Consider the following 16,078-nt stretch of genomic DNA (forward strand, 5'->3'; position numbering starts at 1 on the left):
TTTGAAAAATGAAGAAACAGCTTAGTGTGTTTATTTTGGCAGCAAGTTTGCTTTTAGCAGCCTGCAATGGGGGAAACAGTGCAACGGATTCATCAGGGAAAAAAGAATCGAGTAAAAATGATGCTCAGGAACAAGTAATCAAAGTGGCTTCTGGTGGTGAATTGTCAACATTGGATAGTGCTCATTACACAGATGTATACAGCTCTGATATGATCGGGCAAGTAGTAGAAGGTCTTTATCGAATGAATAAAAAACAAGATCCAGAATTAGCAATCGCTCAAAGTGAACCGACTGTCAGTGAAGATGGTTTAGTTTATACGTTCAAATTAAAAGAGACAAAATGGACGAATGGTGATCCTGTTGTAGCAGGCGACTTTGTTTCAGCATTTAAAAACGTAGTTGATCCTGCTTTTGGTTCAAGTAGTAGTAACCAAATGGATATTTTTAAAAATGGACGTAAAATTCGTGAAGGTCAAGCAAGTTTAGATGAGCTTGGTGTGAAAGCGATTGATGACAAAACCCTGGAATTAACGTTGGAATATCCTATTCCTTATTTAGCGCAAGTTTTAGTTGGAACACCGTTTATGCCGAAAAATGAAAAATTTGTCAAAGAAAAAGGCGATGCATATGGTACATCAGCTGATAATTTTGTTGGAAATGGTCCATTTGTGATCTCTGGTTGGGATGGCAATACAGAAACGTGGACGCTAACAAAAAACAAAGGATATTGGGATCAAAAAAATGTCAAATTAGACAAAATCAATGTTCAAGTCGTAAAAGAAATTGGGACAGGAACGAACCTTTTTGATGCTGGTGATCTTGATTATACTGTATTGGCCGATACGTATGCTTTACAATATAAGGACTCTCCCCAAGCCCATTTCGTTCCTAAAGCGATGGTTGGTTATTTGAGTCCCAACCATAAACGTGAAGTAACTGGAAATATCAATGTTCGTAAAGCCATACTGCAAGGAATTGATAAAGAGACATTTGCTAAGGATATTTTAGGTGATGGTTCAACGGCTATTAATGGTTTTGTGCCAAAGGATTTTGCTAAAAATCCTGAAAGTGGCGAAGATTTTAGAAAAGAAAGTGGTAACTTACTTCCATATGACTTAAAAGCTGCTCAAAAAAGCTGGGAAACAGCTAAGAAAGAACTAGGAAAAGAAGAAATTGAATTAGAGCTACTTTCGGCTGATTCTGCTCTTGCGAAAAAAACGATTGAATATGTTCAAGGTCAATTACAACAGAATTTACCGGGGTTAAAAATCACCTTAAAATCTGTACCATTACAAAATCGTTTAGATCTTCAAACAGCCGGAAACTTTGATTTAGTTTTTGGAACATGGACTCCTGATTACGCAGATCCAATCAATTTCTTAGAGTTTTATGACTCAAAAAGTGGGTTGAATACAGCGGGATACAATAATCCAGACTATGATAAAGGATTGAACGAAGCAAGAATTACATTAGCTAACGATCCTGAAAAACGTTGGAAAGAATTACTTTCGTTAGAAAATACATTAGTTGAAAAAGACGCGGCTGTGCTGCCGCTGTACCAAGGAGCAATTGGTTACTTGAAAGCAGACCAGTTGAAAGATTTACAAGTATTTCCATTTGGAAGAACAGTCTCTTATCGCTTAGCGCATGTAGAGTAATTTGTTTAATTGCATTTAAAGCCTAAAATAAAACGAAAAATTCGTTTTGTTTTAGGCTTTTTTTGTATGAAAATCGAATATAGTGCTATTAATTACTAAAAAAGTAGATAAATTATTTAAATTGAGGACAAAGTCTTATGCGTATCTTTTGTAATTGTTCAACAATGCGTTTACCATTGATTACAGAAACAGGAAAAAACTTTTGCAAAAGTTAAAACAACGTTGGAGGGGAAATCTATGCGAGTGATCAAAGCTCTTATTGCTTTAGTTTTGGTAGCAGGAATCTTGGGTATCGTTGGTTTATATTCTCAAATGGAAGACTTAGGCGTTGTTACCTCCTTTTTCCATGGATTGTGGCGCCAATTTGATTTCTTCGTTTATTTTTATCCAGGAGTTCTTCTTGTAGTGCTGTTTTTATTATTGTTAGCTTTTATTGTGATTCTATTCAAACCAATCTCCCAAAAAATAATACACATAAAAAAAGAAGTCGGGCAAATTAATTTACCGCTAACTACATTGGAGGCTATTGCTAAATCTTCATTACAAGGGATTGTGAATAAAGAGGATATTCAAGTAAAAGTCAGGTTAACGAAAAAACAATTAGCAAATGTAGAAGTAAGGGTGACTGACGAAAAGCAACAATTTTTAAGTTGTGGCCATCAAATTCAAGAACAAATTACCTACTCATTACAACAAATGGCGATGGTTAAAACAAATAAAATCAACATCGTTTTCAAAAAGAAAAAGTCAGATACACCTATTCTTTCAAGTACGAAAAGAGAGTCACGTGTGATTTAAAGGAGGAACTAAAATGAAAAAATTCATGATGTTGGCTCCTTACAAAAATCAATGGTTCTTTACCAGTCTATTCTTTTTCGTCGCTATTTTGTTTATGACGATTGGTTTTTGGAAGACCATGTTAATCCTTTTTATGACTGGAATCGGCTTTTTTATTGGCACAATGAAAGATGAAAAACGCTCTATCTCTTCAATTTTAGCTTCTTTACAAGCTTTTTTTGAAAGATAAAATAAATTGAATCAAAATTAGAAAGGTTGAGAGAAAATGGACAACAAAGCAAATGGAAACACAACTGAAGGAACAAATGAAAATGGCATCAAAACAAAATTAACATTTGACGATCAAGTCGTGAAAAAAATTGCTGGTATCGCCGTTTCAGAAATCCCTGGTATTTTAGGATTGAGCGGAAATGCCCTTACCAACTTGACCGATCGTTTCACCAATGGGAATAATCCAACAAAAGGAATTAGTGCAGAAGTGGGCACAAAACAAGTGGCAATCGATTTAGATGTTATCGGAGAATATGGCAAAAATATTGCTCAAGTCTTTGATGAAGCGACAAAAAAAGTATCTGATCAAGTCAAAAATATGACCGGTTTAGATGTCATCGAATTTAATATGAATGTAGATGATGTTATGTCAAAAGAGCAGTACGAAGAAAAATTTGAAAACAAGAAAAAAGACGAGAATCAAAATGATAAAGTACAAGAAAACAATACACGTACCTTACAATAATTAGTAACCAGCATTTATTTAGAGGAGGAAGATCAGTATGTTAAGCTTTATTTGGTCATTAATTGTCGGCGGTGTGCTAGGAGCAATTGCTGGAGCGATTTTAGGAAAAGATGTGCCAGGTGGTATTGTCGGTAATATTATTGTTGGTTTCATCGGTAGTTGGATCGGTACGATGCTTTTAGGCAACTTTGGTCCGATCATTGGTGGATTTCCAATTATTTCAGCGTTGATTGGAGCCATCATTTGTATTGCGATCTATTCGTTTATTGTTAAACGAATGGCTTAATTACAGATAAAGATAGCTAAAAATGACTATTTTTTGGTGATAGAGAGGCAGCTTTCATAGTGGACTCTCTATCACTTTTTTAGTATGAAAATTAATATAGAACTATTTGAGATTATAAGATAATGAATATTATGATTCATTATCTTATTTTGTGTAATAAAATGAAATAAAAGGATAAAAAAAGTGCTACTAGACAATTAAAATATGAATTATCATAGAGAAGGATGCTTAGTATAGATGATAGATAGCAAAAGCCATCATATTTGTAAAGAATTACTGTGGAAATGAACGAAGGGAGAGATTATTCTAGTGAAGTTAATCAAAAAAAAGTTATTTTTTTCAATAGTACTTATATTGTTCTCTTTTGTAATAGAGATAAATACTTCGATAGCAGAAAGTGCTAGTAGCTCACCAAGGTTTGAATTGGGGTGGATAGATAAACATCCTAAATGGTCTAACATACGTAAAACAACTATACCTAAGGAACATAATTTTTTTATGAAACATACGAATGATACGAAGGCAATTGATCTGACTGGCGGTGCTAAAATTAGTGGAGAGTACATTGATTTTTCAAAAATTACATCTACTGGAAGTGTCAGACTAACCAATGTTGGCTTTTATGGGGGAAAATCAATTGATGTAAAAGTGTCGGTGACTAGTGAAAGTTCTAAAGAGTTTCTTATAGGATTTAAAAAGAATACGTTCTTAAATATCATTTTTGATACGCCTAAAAATAGAGTGGCTCATGTTAAATATGAGTATTTTATCACTAATACAAATACACCGATAGCTATTGGACAATACACAAATTATACGAATATAGATGTGAATGTAAGCATATTTATTCCTAATTCGTCCTTGTCCAAAATTCTTTCCGTAACGCCAACATATACAACGTATGATAAATCAATTACAAATGGCTTATATGCTACAGGAAGCCAAGAATCATCTAGTAGAGATGATCCAGCTTATGGGTTTGTGGCATTGTTGAAACCAACAACATCTGTAACGATAGATTTAACGAAACCATCCAATTATCAGAGACATGTTGGTGTATATTATAATGGAGCTGCCGATACAGATATTGAGACAAGCGACTTAGACGGTATTGATACAAAATTAGATGCTGTCGAAGATAAAAATTCAATTGCTGAGGCGGAATATATGCAACTAGTTCCATATAAATATAACGCAAATTATTATTATAAAAATTTTAGTCTTACTATCCCTTTAGAAAACAACCATATGATGTATGATTCGTTGGAGATCAGGGATAGGGAGGGAAATGATGTCTCTAAAAAATTTGATATAAAAAAAACAGGGACGGAATTAAGTGTATCTGCACTAGGTGAAGAATTGAAAAAGTCCAGTTTTTATGATAATGCCTATATGTTTAAACTAAAATATAAAATTGACTTTTCAAAAGAAATTGCTCCTTCAAAATTAGATGCGTCTGGTTATTATCATTTGAGAACTAGTGCTAAAAGAAATTTAAATGGCGTAATAACCTCCGCAGAATCGAATGTAAGTGTCAATTTTAATAGTCAATTAACGGCTAAGCATACTTTAGACGGAAAACTGATTCCAGGTACTTCAAACTTTGTAGTAAACAAATTCCTTACGCAAAAGACAAAAATACCTACTAAATTAAAGGGATATCAACTAGTTTCTTATATACCTAATACAGGTGATTTAGATAACTATCTGATGGAAAAAACAACATCGGAAGTTACATTAAATTATCGTCGATTAGATATCCCAATACTATCGATAGCTGATACTGCTCTCACTGTAAATCTATCCGATAGCTTATTGCATCTTAAAGGGAATGTTAAATTAGATGGACTAGAATTTTATGGATATTCAATCTTTTTAGAATATAATAAAAACAAGCAAGAGATTGTTAGCGCTGAGACCAATAGTGAAGGAAAGGATTTTGACGTGACAGTAAAATTGACGGATATAAATGCAGGTAAGTTGGACGCTAAGGTATATGCTTTGGATGAATTTGGGCGTAAATCAACGGTTGTTAACTTATCTATTGATGTAGTCGGTTCGCTGAAATTTAATTCATTACCTGTAGATTCGGAGTTTGGTGTCATTAAAATTCCTTCAAAAAAAGAATGGTTGAAACCTAAGCAAATGCAAGCTTTTCAAGTCGGTGACTATAGAGGCGCTAATAAGCATTTTCAATTAAAGGTAATGTTTGTTGATCGATCCCAAAATAATCAGTTAAGTGACAGATTATTTTTTAAAAAAGATGCAGATTCTGAGATGGAGAGACTTGTGAATAATCAGGCTATTCCTGTTTATAAAGGCAGCACTCAAGCCGAAATTGACAAAAATGAATTTAATATAAATTTTGAAAATGATACAGGTTTATTTTTCGAAGCAACACCAGATATGAAAATAGGTTCTTTTCAAGGGGACTTGGTTTGGACGTTAGAGGATGTCCCTCACGAAAGCGATTAGCTTTGAAAAATGTGAAGGAGTGGCTTTTTCTCGCCGTTTATTCGAGTTTTAGAGTGTGAAACAGTTTCGTTTCACACTCTAAAACTTAATAAACGATAGCCAAAAGTCAGGTTCTTCGGCAATGTCGTAACCTGCTCTTTTTTTATTTTTTTAGAGTTGCATTATTATTTAACCCAACATTTCCGCTGGTAACAAAATCGTTTCTTTCGTTCCATCATCAAATGCGAAAACTTGGGAAGGATAGTCATCTGAGTATGGAATAGGTAAGTCAATAGCCATTTGCACATCGTTCATTTCTTGAGAGAAATGGACTGTCACGTTTCCACCATTATCAATTAAATCAAAATAAAGCATATTGGTTAACGGAATAACACCTTTTAAATCCAAGTCAATAATCAACCAGATACTGTCGATTAAAGCTCCTGGTAAACGTTCAACCACACCAACAGAAGCATAACGACTACGTTCACTATCAAAACTTTCAACCATATACTTGACCTCCTTTAGCTATCTACTAAAGATAGTATACCTCATTTTTTTTAAACTCGCTTCTGTCATGTTTCAAGAAAAATGCAACTATAATGCTTAAAAAATGGATAGGCTACATAAAAAAGTGATTGGAGAATGACTCTATAAGTCACACACCAATCACCTATAAAACGAATAGAGAAGGGAGAAAAAGTAACTCTTTTTCCCACAGTCTAATATTCAATATATCTAAACATATTATTCCGTTTTTTCACCAATCACTGTAGGTTCAGCAGCTTCGTCTGAACTTTCTTCAACGCCGGATTGGGCTTCAACAATTGCTGCGATTTGTTCTTCACTGTCCGTGATTATATCGTAATCTTTAGCTTTTGGTAGATCAGCAATCGTAATTGCATCACCAATCGCTAATTTAGTGATATCCACTTCAACACGTTCAGGTAATTTATCTGGAGTTGCTGAAACTAAAACATTATATAAGTTTTGGGCTAAAACACCACCGGCTTTCACCCCTTCGGATTCACCGACAAGCACGATTTCTGCTTCAACTTCTGTAGCTTCTTTCATATTTACGGCTAAAAACTCAACGTGTTTTATTTTATTTGTAAACGTATCTAATTGCGCTTTAGACATCAATGTGTTGATTTTTTTACCACCAATTGACATTGTAATAACAGCATTGACACCATTATCACGCAACACTTTTGTTAATTCTTTTTCATCAACTGAAACAGGAGTACTTTCCATTTCAAATCCATAAACGACAGCGGGAACTTGACCAGAGTGACGTAATTGGTTTCTTAGGGAACGTGGACGGACAGCTCTTTCTTTTACTTCTAATGATACTGACATAACCTAAATTCCTCCTTAAATTTAACGCTGAACAAGCTTATTTAATCTCGAATGAAAAATAGAGAAAATTAAGGGTGACGTTTTTTGTCACAATGAACGTTTATCTTTTTTCCAAGAGATCAGCTCGTGAAGCTAGACGATTTAAAGCGATATGGACTCGTTAAGTCTCGATTGTTCGAAAACTAACCCATAAAGCTAAATAAATCAAGTGAATTCATATTTGGTTATCTGCAAAATGTAACAATGTGGAAAAGGAATGACACTGACACGATAAACATGTAAAAGCTAAAACCTAGCTAAGATTTTCCTGTTCATAGATTGAAACGAACAAGGAGCTTCTACAAAACAGGCAGCAAAAACAAAAAATCCCGAATAATTGTGCACAATTATCCTAGGAAATTCCTTACTTCTCTCCCAGGTCATTACGCTGTTTTTGAGAAACCGTATTCACTTTCTATATTCACCATACCCCTAATAATTTGTTAAGTCAAGGAAAGTGAAAAAACGATTTGCTTTTCATTCGATTTCATTTATACTAAAATGTTACTTGAAATGGGGAAAAGAAATGCGTTTAGATAAACTATTAGAACAAGAAAAATTAGGTTCAAGAAGAAAAGTGAAAGCGTTGATTCGTAGCAAGCAAGTCTCCATTGACGGAGTAATCTGTATGGATGAAAGTCAAAATGTCGATGCTGCACTACAAGAAATTAGCGTTGGCAAGCAGAAAATTAAACAAAAGACTCATGTTTATTATATGTTAAATAAACCTCAAGGAGTGGTCACTGCTGTCAAAGATCGTGACCACCAAACGGTTATTGACTTGATTGAAAGACAAGATCAAAGACCTGGACTTTATCCAATCGGACGTCTAGATCGTGATACAGAAGGTTTGCTGTTGATTACGGATAATGGACAATTGGGTTACCAGCTATTGCAGCCGCATAAAAAAGTAGGGAAACGCTACGAAGTTTTTGTAAATGAACAATTAACAGCACTTGATTGTAAAGCCTTTGCTGAGGGAATCGTGTTTGCTGATGGGAAACAGTGTAAATCAGCGGAACTAACTGTTTTAGCTTCGAGCCAAACAAGTAGCCATGCTTACCTTGATATTACGGAAGGCAAATTTCATCAGGTAAAAAAAATGTTTTTATCTGTTGGCAAAAAAGTGACCTATTTGAAGCGGTTGTCAATGGGACCAATTCAGCTAGATAAAACACTTGAGGTCGGACAGTATCGTATGTTACAAAAAGAAGAACTGCAATCTTTGTTACCCTATTTTGTTAGTCATAAAAAAGAAAGAGTGTGAATCATGAAATTTAAAACATTGCTATTCGATGTAGATGATACATTATTAGATTTTCAATTAACAGAAAAAAAGGCTCTACAAGCTCTTTTTCAAGAAGAAGATTTAGCTTTAACACCAGAGATTGAAGAAGCATATAAAAAAATTAATAGCCGCTTGTGGCGGGAATTTGAACAAGGAAAAATAGATAAACATACGGTTACAGATACACGTTTTCGTTTATTATTTGAGCGGTTCAATAGAAAAGTCGATGGAAAAAGAATGGGTGAACACTATCGATACCACTTAAGTCAAGGTCATGACTTGTTAGGAAATAGTAAAGAAATCATTGAACGACTTCAACCAGATTATGAGTTATATATTGTGACAAATGGAGTGGCCAAAACACAGTATCAACGATTAAATGATGCGCAATTAACCCCTTTTTTTGAAGATATATTTGTTTCAGAAGAAGTAGGGTATCAAAAACCGATGAAAGAATACTTTGACCATGTTTTTGAACGAATTCCCGAATTTGATCGAGCAAAAACAATGATCATTGGCGATTCGTTAGTTTCAGATATTCAAGGAGGGAATCAGGCTGAGATTCAAACGCTTTGGCTAAACCCCACTCAACAAACGAATGTATCGAACATTCAACCAACTCATGAAATTAGTCAGTTGGATGACATATTTACATTGTTAGATTGATAAAAAAGAACAGACAAGAGGCATGGATAAACCACTCTTGTCTGTTTTTTATTTAAAGATCGATGCTTAAACGAACCATATCTTTTAACACCAGTTTATTTTCAACGATTTCATCTTCATAGTGGCGAAGAAAAAAATCACGATCAATATGGGTCATACGAAATCCGCATTTTTGATAGAGATACAATTGACCAAAGCTAGTACTTCCAGTACCGATTTCAACTGTTTGATATTGCTTATTTTTAGCATATGCCAGTGCAAACATTAGTAATTTTTCCCCAAAACCTTGGCCTTGATTACTTTCATACACAGAGATATTTACGATTTCAAGTGTTTTGGGTCGGGTTGGCAGTAACACTAAAATGCCTGTTATACGATGATTAACAATCAATTCAAAGCAAATGCCGCGTGCAACATAATCATTAACTAAATGCTTATCTGGGTCAGCTGATAATAATAGAGCATGGTGTGCCGCTTGCAAATTTGAGACTTCTTGAATCGTCATGGGTTATTTTCCTTTCTAGAAGAGAATAGATAAATAAAGTGATTTTAAAAAAATAATGATTAAAACGGTGGCATTCTTTCTCGTTTCTATTATAATAGAAAAAGGTTATTATGACTATTACAGATAAGAAAGAGGTTTCGTTGAATGAAAAACAATCAACCGATCGTCATTGGTGTTACTGGTGGCTCTGGCAGTGGTAAAACGAGTGTCAGTCGAGCAATATTTAATCATTTTCCTAACCATTCTATTATGATGTTGGAACAAGATTCGTATTATAAAGATCAAAGCCATTTGAGTTTTGAAGAAAGGCTTACGACCAACTATGACCATCCTTTTGCGTTTGACACGGATTTGTTGATTGATCATTTACAACAACTGATAAATTATAAAACGATTGAAAAGCCTGTATATGACTATGTTGCTCATACAAGAAGCTCGGATATTGTTGTTCAAGAACCAAAGGAAGTCATTATTTTAGAAGGAATTTTGATTTTAGAAGATGTTCGCTTAAGAGAGTTGATGGATATCAAGTTATACGTAGATACAGATGACGATATTCGCATTATTCGCAGAATCAAACGTGATATGGAAGAAAGAGGTAGAACGCTAGATTCTGTTATTGAACAATATTTGACGGTTGTCAAACCAATGTATCATCAATTTATCGAGCCAACGAAGCGCTATGCTGATGTAATTGTTCCAGAAGGCGGAGAAAATCATGTTGCCATTGACTTGATTACAACAAAAGTAGCAAGTATTTTGAATGATTTATAAAAAAATATAGTCATGTTTATTCTAATGTTAGCTGATATGTTCGATTTTTTAGAACATATCAGCTAACATTTTTTGTTATTTTATTTTGACGGAAAATGGAATGAGTCGGAGCCCAAAAAATAAAAAAGTGTTTATAATAGTACTATTCCTTACGGTCAGTTAATTTCACAAAGTGTTGAAGCTGGCACTCAGTTGACAAGTAAAGATGAACTGAAAGTCAAAGTGTATTACTCTGCTGGTCAGCCATATTTAAAAGATTTGAGAGGAAATACGTTAGAAGGAGACTTACAGAAACAATTTTATGATGAGTTTCAATCAAAAGGTGCAACTATTCAGTATAATGTCAGGTATGTTGACTCTGCAGAACCAAAGGGGACAGTTGTTGGAATGAGCGCTTATAATATATTTGTCCCGTTAGAATATACGGTTGATTTGGATATTAGTTTAGGGAACTTAGCGGGAGCATCAAATTTCAACCCTAAATCTTCTGAAAAAGGTGAAGAAGAAGCAAGTGTAAAAAAATAAGTAATGTGAGTTTACGAAAAATAAGGAAATCAGTGGAATATTTCTGCTGATTTCCTTATTTTTCTAAAATAGAAGGTCTTTTTTAATAAAAGTTTGGTGAGAAGAATTGTTTTCGGAAAATCAGAAATAAAATGCTCAATTTTTTTTATACTAAATTTATTCATATATAAATCTTATTATTATAATAAAGATAAATGTAAATAATAAAATAAGTGTAGATGAATCTGTTATTTTTTTCTGTTTTTTTTCATAATAAACAAGGAATTACGACGTTGATAACGATTATTTTAATGGTCAATTTTTTTTATTGGGAAAAATATGGAAAGTTTATTGAAGTAAGTGACAATTATTCGTTAATAATATTTGTTTTTTATATAGTAAAGCGACAGTGTTTTTTTTTCTCATGGAATCCTCTTTTTACGTAAGATTATCAAAGTTTTAATAGGTAAGTATAAAATATTGAAAAATTTTACTATAAAAGCATGATATAATTTACACTGAATAAGTTTTTGTTACTAAGGGGTGATAAAGTATTATGATGCGAAGGGGAGAAATCTTTTATGCAAATCTCTCGCCTGTTGTTGGTTCTGAACAAGGGGGAATTAGACCTGTATTGATTATTCAAAATAACAAGGGAAATTTATTTAGCCCAACGTTGATTGTTGCTCCTATTACTAGGAACGTCAATAAAAAAATGCAACCAACGCAAGTTAAGGTAGACATACCTCATGACGAGATGATGACACCGTCTTTGGTATTGTTAGAACAAATTAGAACACTAGATAAAGAGCGGATTTTGCATAAAATTTGTCAGTTGCCAGAAGAAGATATGATGAAAGTTAATCAGGCACTGAAAATAAGTATTGGTATTCGGTAAATGGGAGTAGTACATAGGTAGAGCTATACATAAATATTCGTAGATTATAAGTTTGGATAATTACGGATGTGCTTTTATGAATGAGATCAGAGAAAAAAACGTAAGGTAAACGGTGTCGTATAAGTTTATTAGAAATATTTTTTTAGTTTTAAGTGATTGGAATAAAGCTCAAAGCGGCAACTTTCGGTCACTTTATTTGGCTTCCTTTTTTTTGAAATCGCTTTTTGCACTTTTTAGGTTTATAGTTATTATAATGAATTAGGGAGCTGATACTAATGGAGAAGGTACGTTATGGCATTTTAAGCACGGCACAAATTGTGCCTCGGTTTGTCGAAGGGGTAAACCAAAGTGATGTGGGTGAAGTTATAGCAATTGCATCACGAGATTTGAAGAAGGCTGAGAGTGTGGCGGATGAGTTGGACATAACAAAAGCCTATGGTAGCTATACAGAATTATGCCAAGATGAAGAGGTAGATGTCGTTTATGTTGCCACTTATAATAAAGGGCATTATGAAGCTGCAAAGTTAGCATTAATGCATCATAAGCATGTTTTAGTTGAGAAACCTTTTACATTGAAAGTCCCACATGCAAAAGAACTTTTTGAGCTAGCGGCACAAAATAATTGTTTCTTGATGGAAGCACAAAAATCGGTTTTTTTACCAATTAGTTTACAAGTGAAACAAGCGATTGAACAACAAAAAATAGGCAGAGTACATTGGATTCAGTCTGTTACGACCTATCCAAATGTAGAACATATTCGTTGGTTTGATTCGCTAGATGCAGGTGGTGGAACATTGCATGGATCTGGCAGTTATCCTTTACAATACATGCAATTCCTATTGGATCAACCAATTAAAAAATACCATGGTGACGCAACAAGAAAAAAAGGGAAGACAGATACACAAGTAAACATGGCCGTGCAATTTGACAAGCAAGTATTGGGGAGTATTTTTATTTCTGTGGCTTTAGATATTCCGAGTAAGCTGACGATTTATGGTGAAAAAGGACGCATAGAAATTCCTTATTTTTGGAAAGCTAAGCAGGCTGTTATCTATAATGAAACAGGAACAGTAGAAAAATTAGTTGGTGGTTTTGAGAGCGAGTTTGTTTTTGAGATAAATCATGTCAATGAATGTATTCAAAAAGGGATAATAGAGAGTCCTGTAATGACAAGAGAACGGACAGTAGATACGGTATGCCTGATTGATCAGCTATATACAGAATGGCTGGAGGAAGACAATTAAAAAATAGTAAAGGTTGCAATCAAAGTCTGTGTGTGTTAAAGTAATTCTCATGCGACGAGTTGACTCAATCAGACAGTTTCGACTGTTCCGTTTTGACGGCTAGTGATTGACAAAACAACAGAGGCACATATGTTAAATCATACCTACCGGATGTAGGCGTGTCGGATAAATATTTTTGTGGAGAAGATTTTATCTATTTATTTTTAATAAATACTGTGGCAAAAAAGAAGACTTCGGTCTTCTTTTTTGTTTTTAATTACTTAGGCAATATTACAAGGAAGCAAAAAAATGGTGGATGGTCACAAATAAAGAGTATTACGTTGTTATATATTTCTAATAAGTAAATGAACAGTCTCATTGGTGCAAATGTGATTTAATAATAAATCGGTTTTGTTGCACTAAATAAAATTGGTGGTAAAGCCTCTATTTATGGGCTATTTTTTTATAAAAAGGTATATAAAATAACGCTTTCGACATACAAAATTTCTAAATAAAATAGTATACTAAGGAAGTTGCACTTGTGTAAGTGCAACTTTTTTGTATTGTTATGAAATAAAAATAAAGCTATAGTTCCATTGTAAGGGAAAGAAAGTTGGTGAGTAGGATGTCACTGCACTTATCAAAAAGAGAAATAAAAATCTTGTTGTTGTTGCTGGATTTAGAAGATAGCGTTACAACAAAAGAATTAGCAGAAACCTTTCAGGTTAGTGTGCGGACGATTAAATATGATTTAGACAATGTACGGGAGTGGTTCAAAGAACAAAATGTGATACTTCAAGCACGTCGTAATAAAGGGATTTGGCTGGACATACCAGATTCAGAACGCTTGACGTTGAAAAATGAAATAATTGAAGTGGAACGATTCGAAACGTATCCGGACCAAGAATTACGAGTCAATCAATTGATTTTTCGTTTGTTATTAGCACCAGACTGTTTAACTTCTCAAGAATTAGCAGATGATCTGCAAGTTAGTCGAAATACCATTGTCAGTGACTTAGATCGTGTAGATGAATTAATTCAAACGTACGGTCTTACATTGAACCGACAAAGCCGTCAAGGGTTCTCAATTAACGGCGAAGAAAATAAGATTCGCTTATTGATGGAATACATCACACAAAAAGAAATAACGGAATACGATATTTATCAGATCATGAGCTATTTTGTTCAATCTGGTCAGCAGAAAAAAATGCAAGAAGTTCATGTTGGTGTCAATACGATTTTTCAAACTATTTATCAAGTAGCTTTAAAAGAAATGACAAGTCTTTTAGATCCTTCATTATTTGATCAATTTAATTATGCTGAGATTCTATCGATTACCTTACGTGTTGCTATTGCGGCTTCTAGAATGCAATTGCATCATACTGTGGGAGCTTACAAAATGCTGACCAACCAAAAAGTATTGGAACAAAAACAAGAGTTGCCGTTTTTATTAATGAAAAAAGTGTTTGATCATTATGAACTGCCTCTTTTAGCAGACGAATACTTCTATATCTATAGCGATGTATTTGTCGCAAACAATCAACAAGATATTGTCGGATTGACAGAAGAGTTGATCAAAGATGTATCAGAAGAAATCAGCTTTCCATTTTATCGAGATCGACAGTTATTTACGAATCTTTTTGCTCATTTGTCATTGCGTTTAACGAAAAAACATCTTTTTATCAATGAGTATAATCCGTTTGTTGATGATATCAAGGCGAAGTATCCACAATTGTTTTCTGCGATTCAACTTGCCAGCCAAAGCGATATTGTTGGCTCGGCATTGTTGATTAATGATTCGTTTATTGCATATATTGCCTTACATTTTTTAGTTGCTTACGAAAAAAATTTACATGAAGTTAATGTGGTTAGGATTGTTTATGTTTGTTCGACAGGTCTTGGCGTGACTAGTTTGATTGAACAAAAAATCATGGAGGAAGTTTCTAATGTTGAAATTGCGGGATTTGCCTCTGTTTTGAATGCAGCTGATGTCATAGAGGAGAAGAATCCAGATTTGGTTTTGAGCATTTTTCCTATTGAAATAGTGAATCGTCCTTTTATCAAAGTGAATCCGCTACCGACTGAAGCCGATCTTCATAGTGTTCAAGAAGAAGTGAATAAAATTTTATCTCATACTAAAACAGGAAAAGTTCCTCGATTAGTCCCTCGACAGCAAATCAAAGAGAAACAAGGAATTGAAACAGAAAGTCGAGATATTCTTGTGCGCACCTATGTAATCTATGAAGAGTTACTTAAAGCATTTGCTGAAAAGCTGACTAAGGAATATAAAGAAGCATTTTTGTTGCATGTGATGTTGATGGTTCATCGGATTACGTTTGATAGTCAATATGAGAATGAAGGAAATATCGTAAAAGAGACGTTATTGACCCAACATGAGTTAGTGGAGAAAATCGAACAGATTTTTGCCAAAAACGATTTAATGGTTAATCAAGCAGAAATCACTGCTTTATTGAATTATATAAGAGAGGGGGAGCACATATGAAGTTAAATGATGATGCTCTAAAAATAATTGACGAGAGTCCAAATAAAGTTGAATTAGAAGCTTCATTGGAAAAAATCACAGCGTTGTTAACAGAACAAGCCATTGTACCAACAGAATTACAATGGACTATCTTGATCAATCATGTCAATGAAATGATTAAACGATCGAAGGCTGGAGAAAAAATGTCTGGTGTTGATCCAGTGATGTTTGAAGAGGTATCGAAAGAAGCCTTAACAATTGCGGACAAAGTTGTTCAACATATTGGCAATTTACCGCAAGATGAGATGTATGTTTTGTCGATTCATTTTGAAGCAGCGAGACAAAATGAAGTGTAAGAAAGAGAAGCTGAAACTTTAATTATCAGCTTTTAAATAAAAAATTGGAGGA

General features: G+C 34.0%; 16 protein-coding genes and 1 pseudogene. 14 read left to right on the forward strand and 3 right to left on the reverse strand.

The annotated features are described in order from the left end of the window. Positions 1-8 precede the first annotated feature (8 nt). From A5880_RS10775 to A5880_RS10800, 6 genes are all read left to right on the forward strand, one after another. On the forward strand, positions 9-1,658 hold the full coding sequence (locus tag A5880_RS10775; protein ID WP_086329043.1) for a peptide ABC transporter substrate-binding protein: 1,650 nt from the start codon (positions 9-11) through the stop codon (positions 1,656-1,658). A 237-nt stretch (positions 1,659-1,895) separates the two neighbouring features. Next, entirely contained in the window at positions 1,896-2,456 is a 561-nt protein-coding gene (amaP, locus tag A5880_RS10780) for an alkaline shock response membrane anchor protein AmaP (RefSeq protein WP_086329044.1), read from the forward strand. 13 nt (positions 2,457-2,469) lie between these two features. Continuing rightward, positions 2,470-2,685, forward strand: a complete 216-nt coding sequence (locus A5880_RS10785) for a DUF2273 domain-containing protein (protein WP_086329045.1) — start codon at positions 2,470-2,472, stop codon at positions 2,683-2,685. 36 nt (positions 2,686-2,721) lie between these two features. Further along, the gene (locus A5880_RS10790) at positions 2,722-3,192 is read left to right on the forward strand and encodes an Asp23/Gls24 family envelope stress response protein (RefSeq protein WP_086329046.1); all 471 of its coding nucleotides are present in this window, start codon (positions 2,722-2,724) and stop codon (positions 3,190-3,192) included. 37 nt (positions 3,193-3,229) lie between these two features. Beyond that, positions 3,230-3,478, forward strand: a complete 249-nt coding sequence (locus A5880_RS10795; protein ID WP_086329047.1) for a GlsB/YeaQ/YmgE family stress response membrane protein — start codon at positions 3,230-3,232, stop codon at positions 3,476-3,478. 309 nt (positions 3,479-3,787) lie between these two features. Then, on the forward strand, positions 3,788-5,953 hold the full coding sequence (locus A5880_RS10800) for a hypothetical protein (protein ID WP_143353610.1): 2,166 nt from the start codon (positions 3,788-3,790) through the stop codon (positions 5,951-5,953). 168 nt (positions 5,954-6,121) lie between these two features. Here the strand turns inward: A5880_RS10800 and A5880_RS10805 are convergent, their stop codons facing one another. Further along, complete coding sequence (locus A5880_RS10805; RefSeq protein WP_086329049.1) at positions 6,122-6,442, reverse strand: DUF960 domain-containing protein; 321 nt, start codon at positions 6,440-6,442, stop codon at positions 6,122-6,124. 237 nt (positions 6,443-6,679) lie between these two features. Then, positions 6,680-7,291: a 50S ribosomal protein L25/general stress protein Ctc gene (locus A5880_RS10810; protein ID WP_086329050.1), complete on the reverse strand. Its 612-nt coding sequence runs from the start codon at positions 7,289-7,291 to the stop codon at positions 6,680-6,682. 565 nt (positions 7,292-7,856) lie between these two features. Between A5880_RS10810 and A5880_RS10815 the strand changes: the two genes are divergently transcribed. Continuing rightward, the gene (locus tag A5880_RS10815) at positions 7,857-8,597 is read left to right on the forward strand and encodes a 16S rRNA pseudouridine(516) synthase (RefSeq protein ID WP_086329051.1); all 741 of its coding nucleotides are present in this window, start codon (positions 7,857-7,859) and stop codon (positions 8,595-8,597) included. Positions 8,598-8,600: 3 nt separating this feature from the next. Continuing rightward, positions 8,601-9,284, forward strand: coding sequence for a YjjG family noncanonical pyrimidine nucleotidase (locus A5880_RS10820; RefSeq protein WP_086329052.1), 684 nt, complete (start codon positions 8,601-8,603; stop codon positions 9,282-9,284). Between the two features lie 52 nt (positions 9,285-9,336). Here A5880_RS10820 and A5880_RS10825 read toward each other — a convergent pair whose 3' ends face one another. Further along, positions 9,337-9,789 carry a GNAT family N-acetyltransferase gene (locus A5880_RS10825; RefSeq protein WP_086329053.1) on the reverse strand — a complete coding sequence of 151 codons (453 nt, stop codon included), beginning with the start codon at positions 9,787-9,789 and terminating at the stop codon, positions 9,337-9,339. Between the two features lie 144 nt (positions 9,790-9,933). Here A5880_RS10825 and udk point away from each other — a divergent pair, with 144 nt between their 5' ends. The 6 genes and pseudogenes from udk (at position 9,934) to A5880_RS10855 (ending at position 16,026) form a co-directional block, all read left to right on the forward strand. Next, positions 9,934-10,563, forward strand: a complete 630-nt coding sequence (gene udk / locus A5880_RS10830) for a uridine kinase (RefSeq protein ID WP_086329054.1) — start codon at positions 9,934-9,936, stop codon at positions 10,561-10,563. Between the two features lie 141 nt (positions 10,564-10,704). After that, positions 10,705-11,088 (forward strand): annotated as a pseudogene (locus A5880_RS10835) (PASTA domain-containing protein); the annotation flags it as partial. Positions 11,089-11,623: 535 nt separating this feature from the next. Next, the gene (locus A5880_RS10840) at positions 11,624-11,965 is read left to right on the forward strand and encodes a type II toxin-antitoxin system PemK/MazF family toxin (RefSeq protein ID WP_086329056.1); all 342 of its coding nucleotides are present in this window, start codon (positions 11,624-11,626) and stop codon (positions 11,963-11,965) included. A 275-nt stretch (positions 11,966-12,240) separates the two neighbouring features. After that, the gene (locus A5880_RS10845; RefSeq protein WP_086329057.1) at positions 12,241-13,209 is read left to right on the forward strand and encodes a Gfo/Idh/MocA family protein; all 969 of its coding nucleotides are present in this window, start codon (positions 12,241-12,243) and stop codon (positions 13,207-13,209) included. Positions 13,210-13,813: 604 nt separating this feature from the next. Beyond that, positions 13,814-15,691: a BglG family transcription antiterminator gene (locus A5880_RS10850; protein ID WP_086329058.1), complete on the forward strand. Its 1,878-nt coding sequence runs from the start codon at positions 13,814-13,816 to the stop codon at positions 15,689-15,691. After that, positions 15,688-16,026 carry a PRD domain-containing protein gene (locus A5880_RS10855; protein ID WP_086329059.1) on the forward strand — a complete coding sequence of 113 codons (339 nt, stop codon included), beginning with the start codon at positions 15,688-15,690 and terminating at the stop codon, positions 16,024-16,026. The genes A5880_RS10850 and A5880_RS10855 overlap by 4 nt, the downstream gene beginning before the upstream one ends. Positions 16,027-16,078: the final 52 nt, after the last annotated feature.

It is taken from the genome of Enterococcus sp. 4G2_DIV0659 (assembly GCF_002140715.2).
In the GTDB taxonomy this organism is placed as follows: domain Bacteria; phylum Bacillota; class Bacilli; order Lactobacillales; family Enterococcaceae; genus Enterococcus_L; species Enterococcus_L mansonii.

Excerpts from the sequence above, each read along its gene's own strand:
- A5880_RS10815 (WP_086329051.1), top strand. The coding sequence starts at position 7,857 with ATGCGTTTAGATAAACTATTAGAACAAGAAAAATTAGGTTCAAGAAGA.
- A5880_RS10845 (WP_086329057.1), top strand. The coding sequence starts at position 12,241 with ATGGAGAAGGTACGTTATGGCATTTTAAGCACGGCACAAATTGTGCCT.
- A5880_RS10805 (WP_086329049.1), bottom strand. The coding sequence starts at position 6,442 with ATGGTTGAAAGTTTTGATAGTGAACGTAGTCGTTATGCTTCTGTTGGT.
- A5880_RS10850 (WP_086329058.1), top strand. The coding sequence starts at position 13,814 with ATGTCACTGCACTTATCAAAAAGAGAAATAAAAATCTTGTTGTTGTTG.
- A5880_RS10810 (WP_086329050.1), bottom strand. The coding sequence starts at position 7,291 with ATGTCAGTATCATTAGAAGTAAAAGAAAGAGCTGTCCGTCCACGTTCC.
- A5880_RS10855 (WP_086329059.1), top strand. The coding sequence starts at position 15,688 with ATGAAGTTAAATGATGATGCTCTAAAAATAATTGACGAGAGTCCAAAT.
- udk (WP_086329054.1), top strand. The coding sequence starts at position 9,934 with ATGAAAAACAATCAACCGATCGTCATTGGTGTTACTGGTGGCTCTGGC.
- A5880_RS10825 (WP_086329053.1), bottom strand. The coding sequence starts at position 9,789 with ATGACGATTCAAGAAGTCTCAAATTTGCAAGCGGCACACCATGCTCTA.
- A5880_RS10840 (WP_086329056.1), top strand. The coding sequence starts at position 11,624 with ATGATGCGAAGGGGAGAAATCTTTTATGCAAATCTCTCGCCTGTTGTT.
- A5880_RS10790 (WP_086329046.1), top strand. The coding sequence starts at position 2,722 with ATGGACAACAAAGCAAATGGAAACACAACTGAAGGAACAAATGAAAAT.
- A5880_RS10820 (WP_086329052.1), top strand. The coding sequence starts at position 8,601 with ATGAAATTTAAAACATTGCTATTCGATGTAGATGATACATTATTAGAT.
- amaP (WP_086329044.1), top strand. The coding sequence starts at position 1,896 with ATGCGAGTGATCAAAGCTCTTATTGCTTTAGTTTTGGTAGCAGGAATC.
- A5880_RS10795 (WP_086329047.1), top strand. The coding sequence starts at position 3,230 with ATGTTAAGCTTTATTTGGTCATTAATTGTCGGCGGTGTGCTAGGAGCA.
- A5880_RS10785 (WP_086329045.1), top strand. The coding sequence starts at position 2,470 with ATGAAAAAATTCATGATGTTGGCTCCTTACAAAAATCAATGGTTCTTT.
- A5880_RS10775 (WP_086329043.1), top strand. The coding sequence starts at position 9 with ATGAAGAAACAGCTTAGTGTGTTTATTTTGGCAGCAAGTTTGCTTTTA.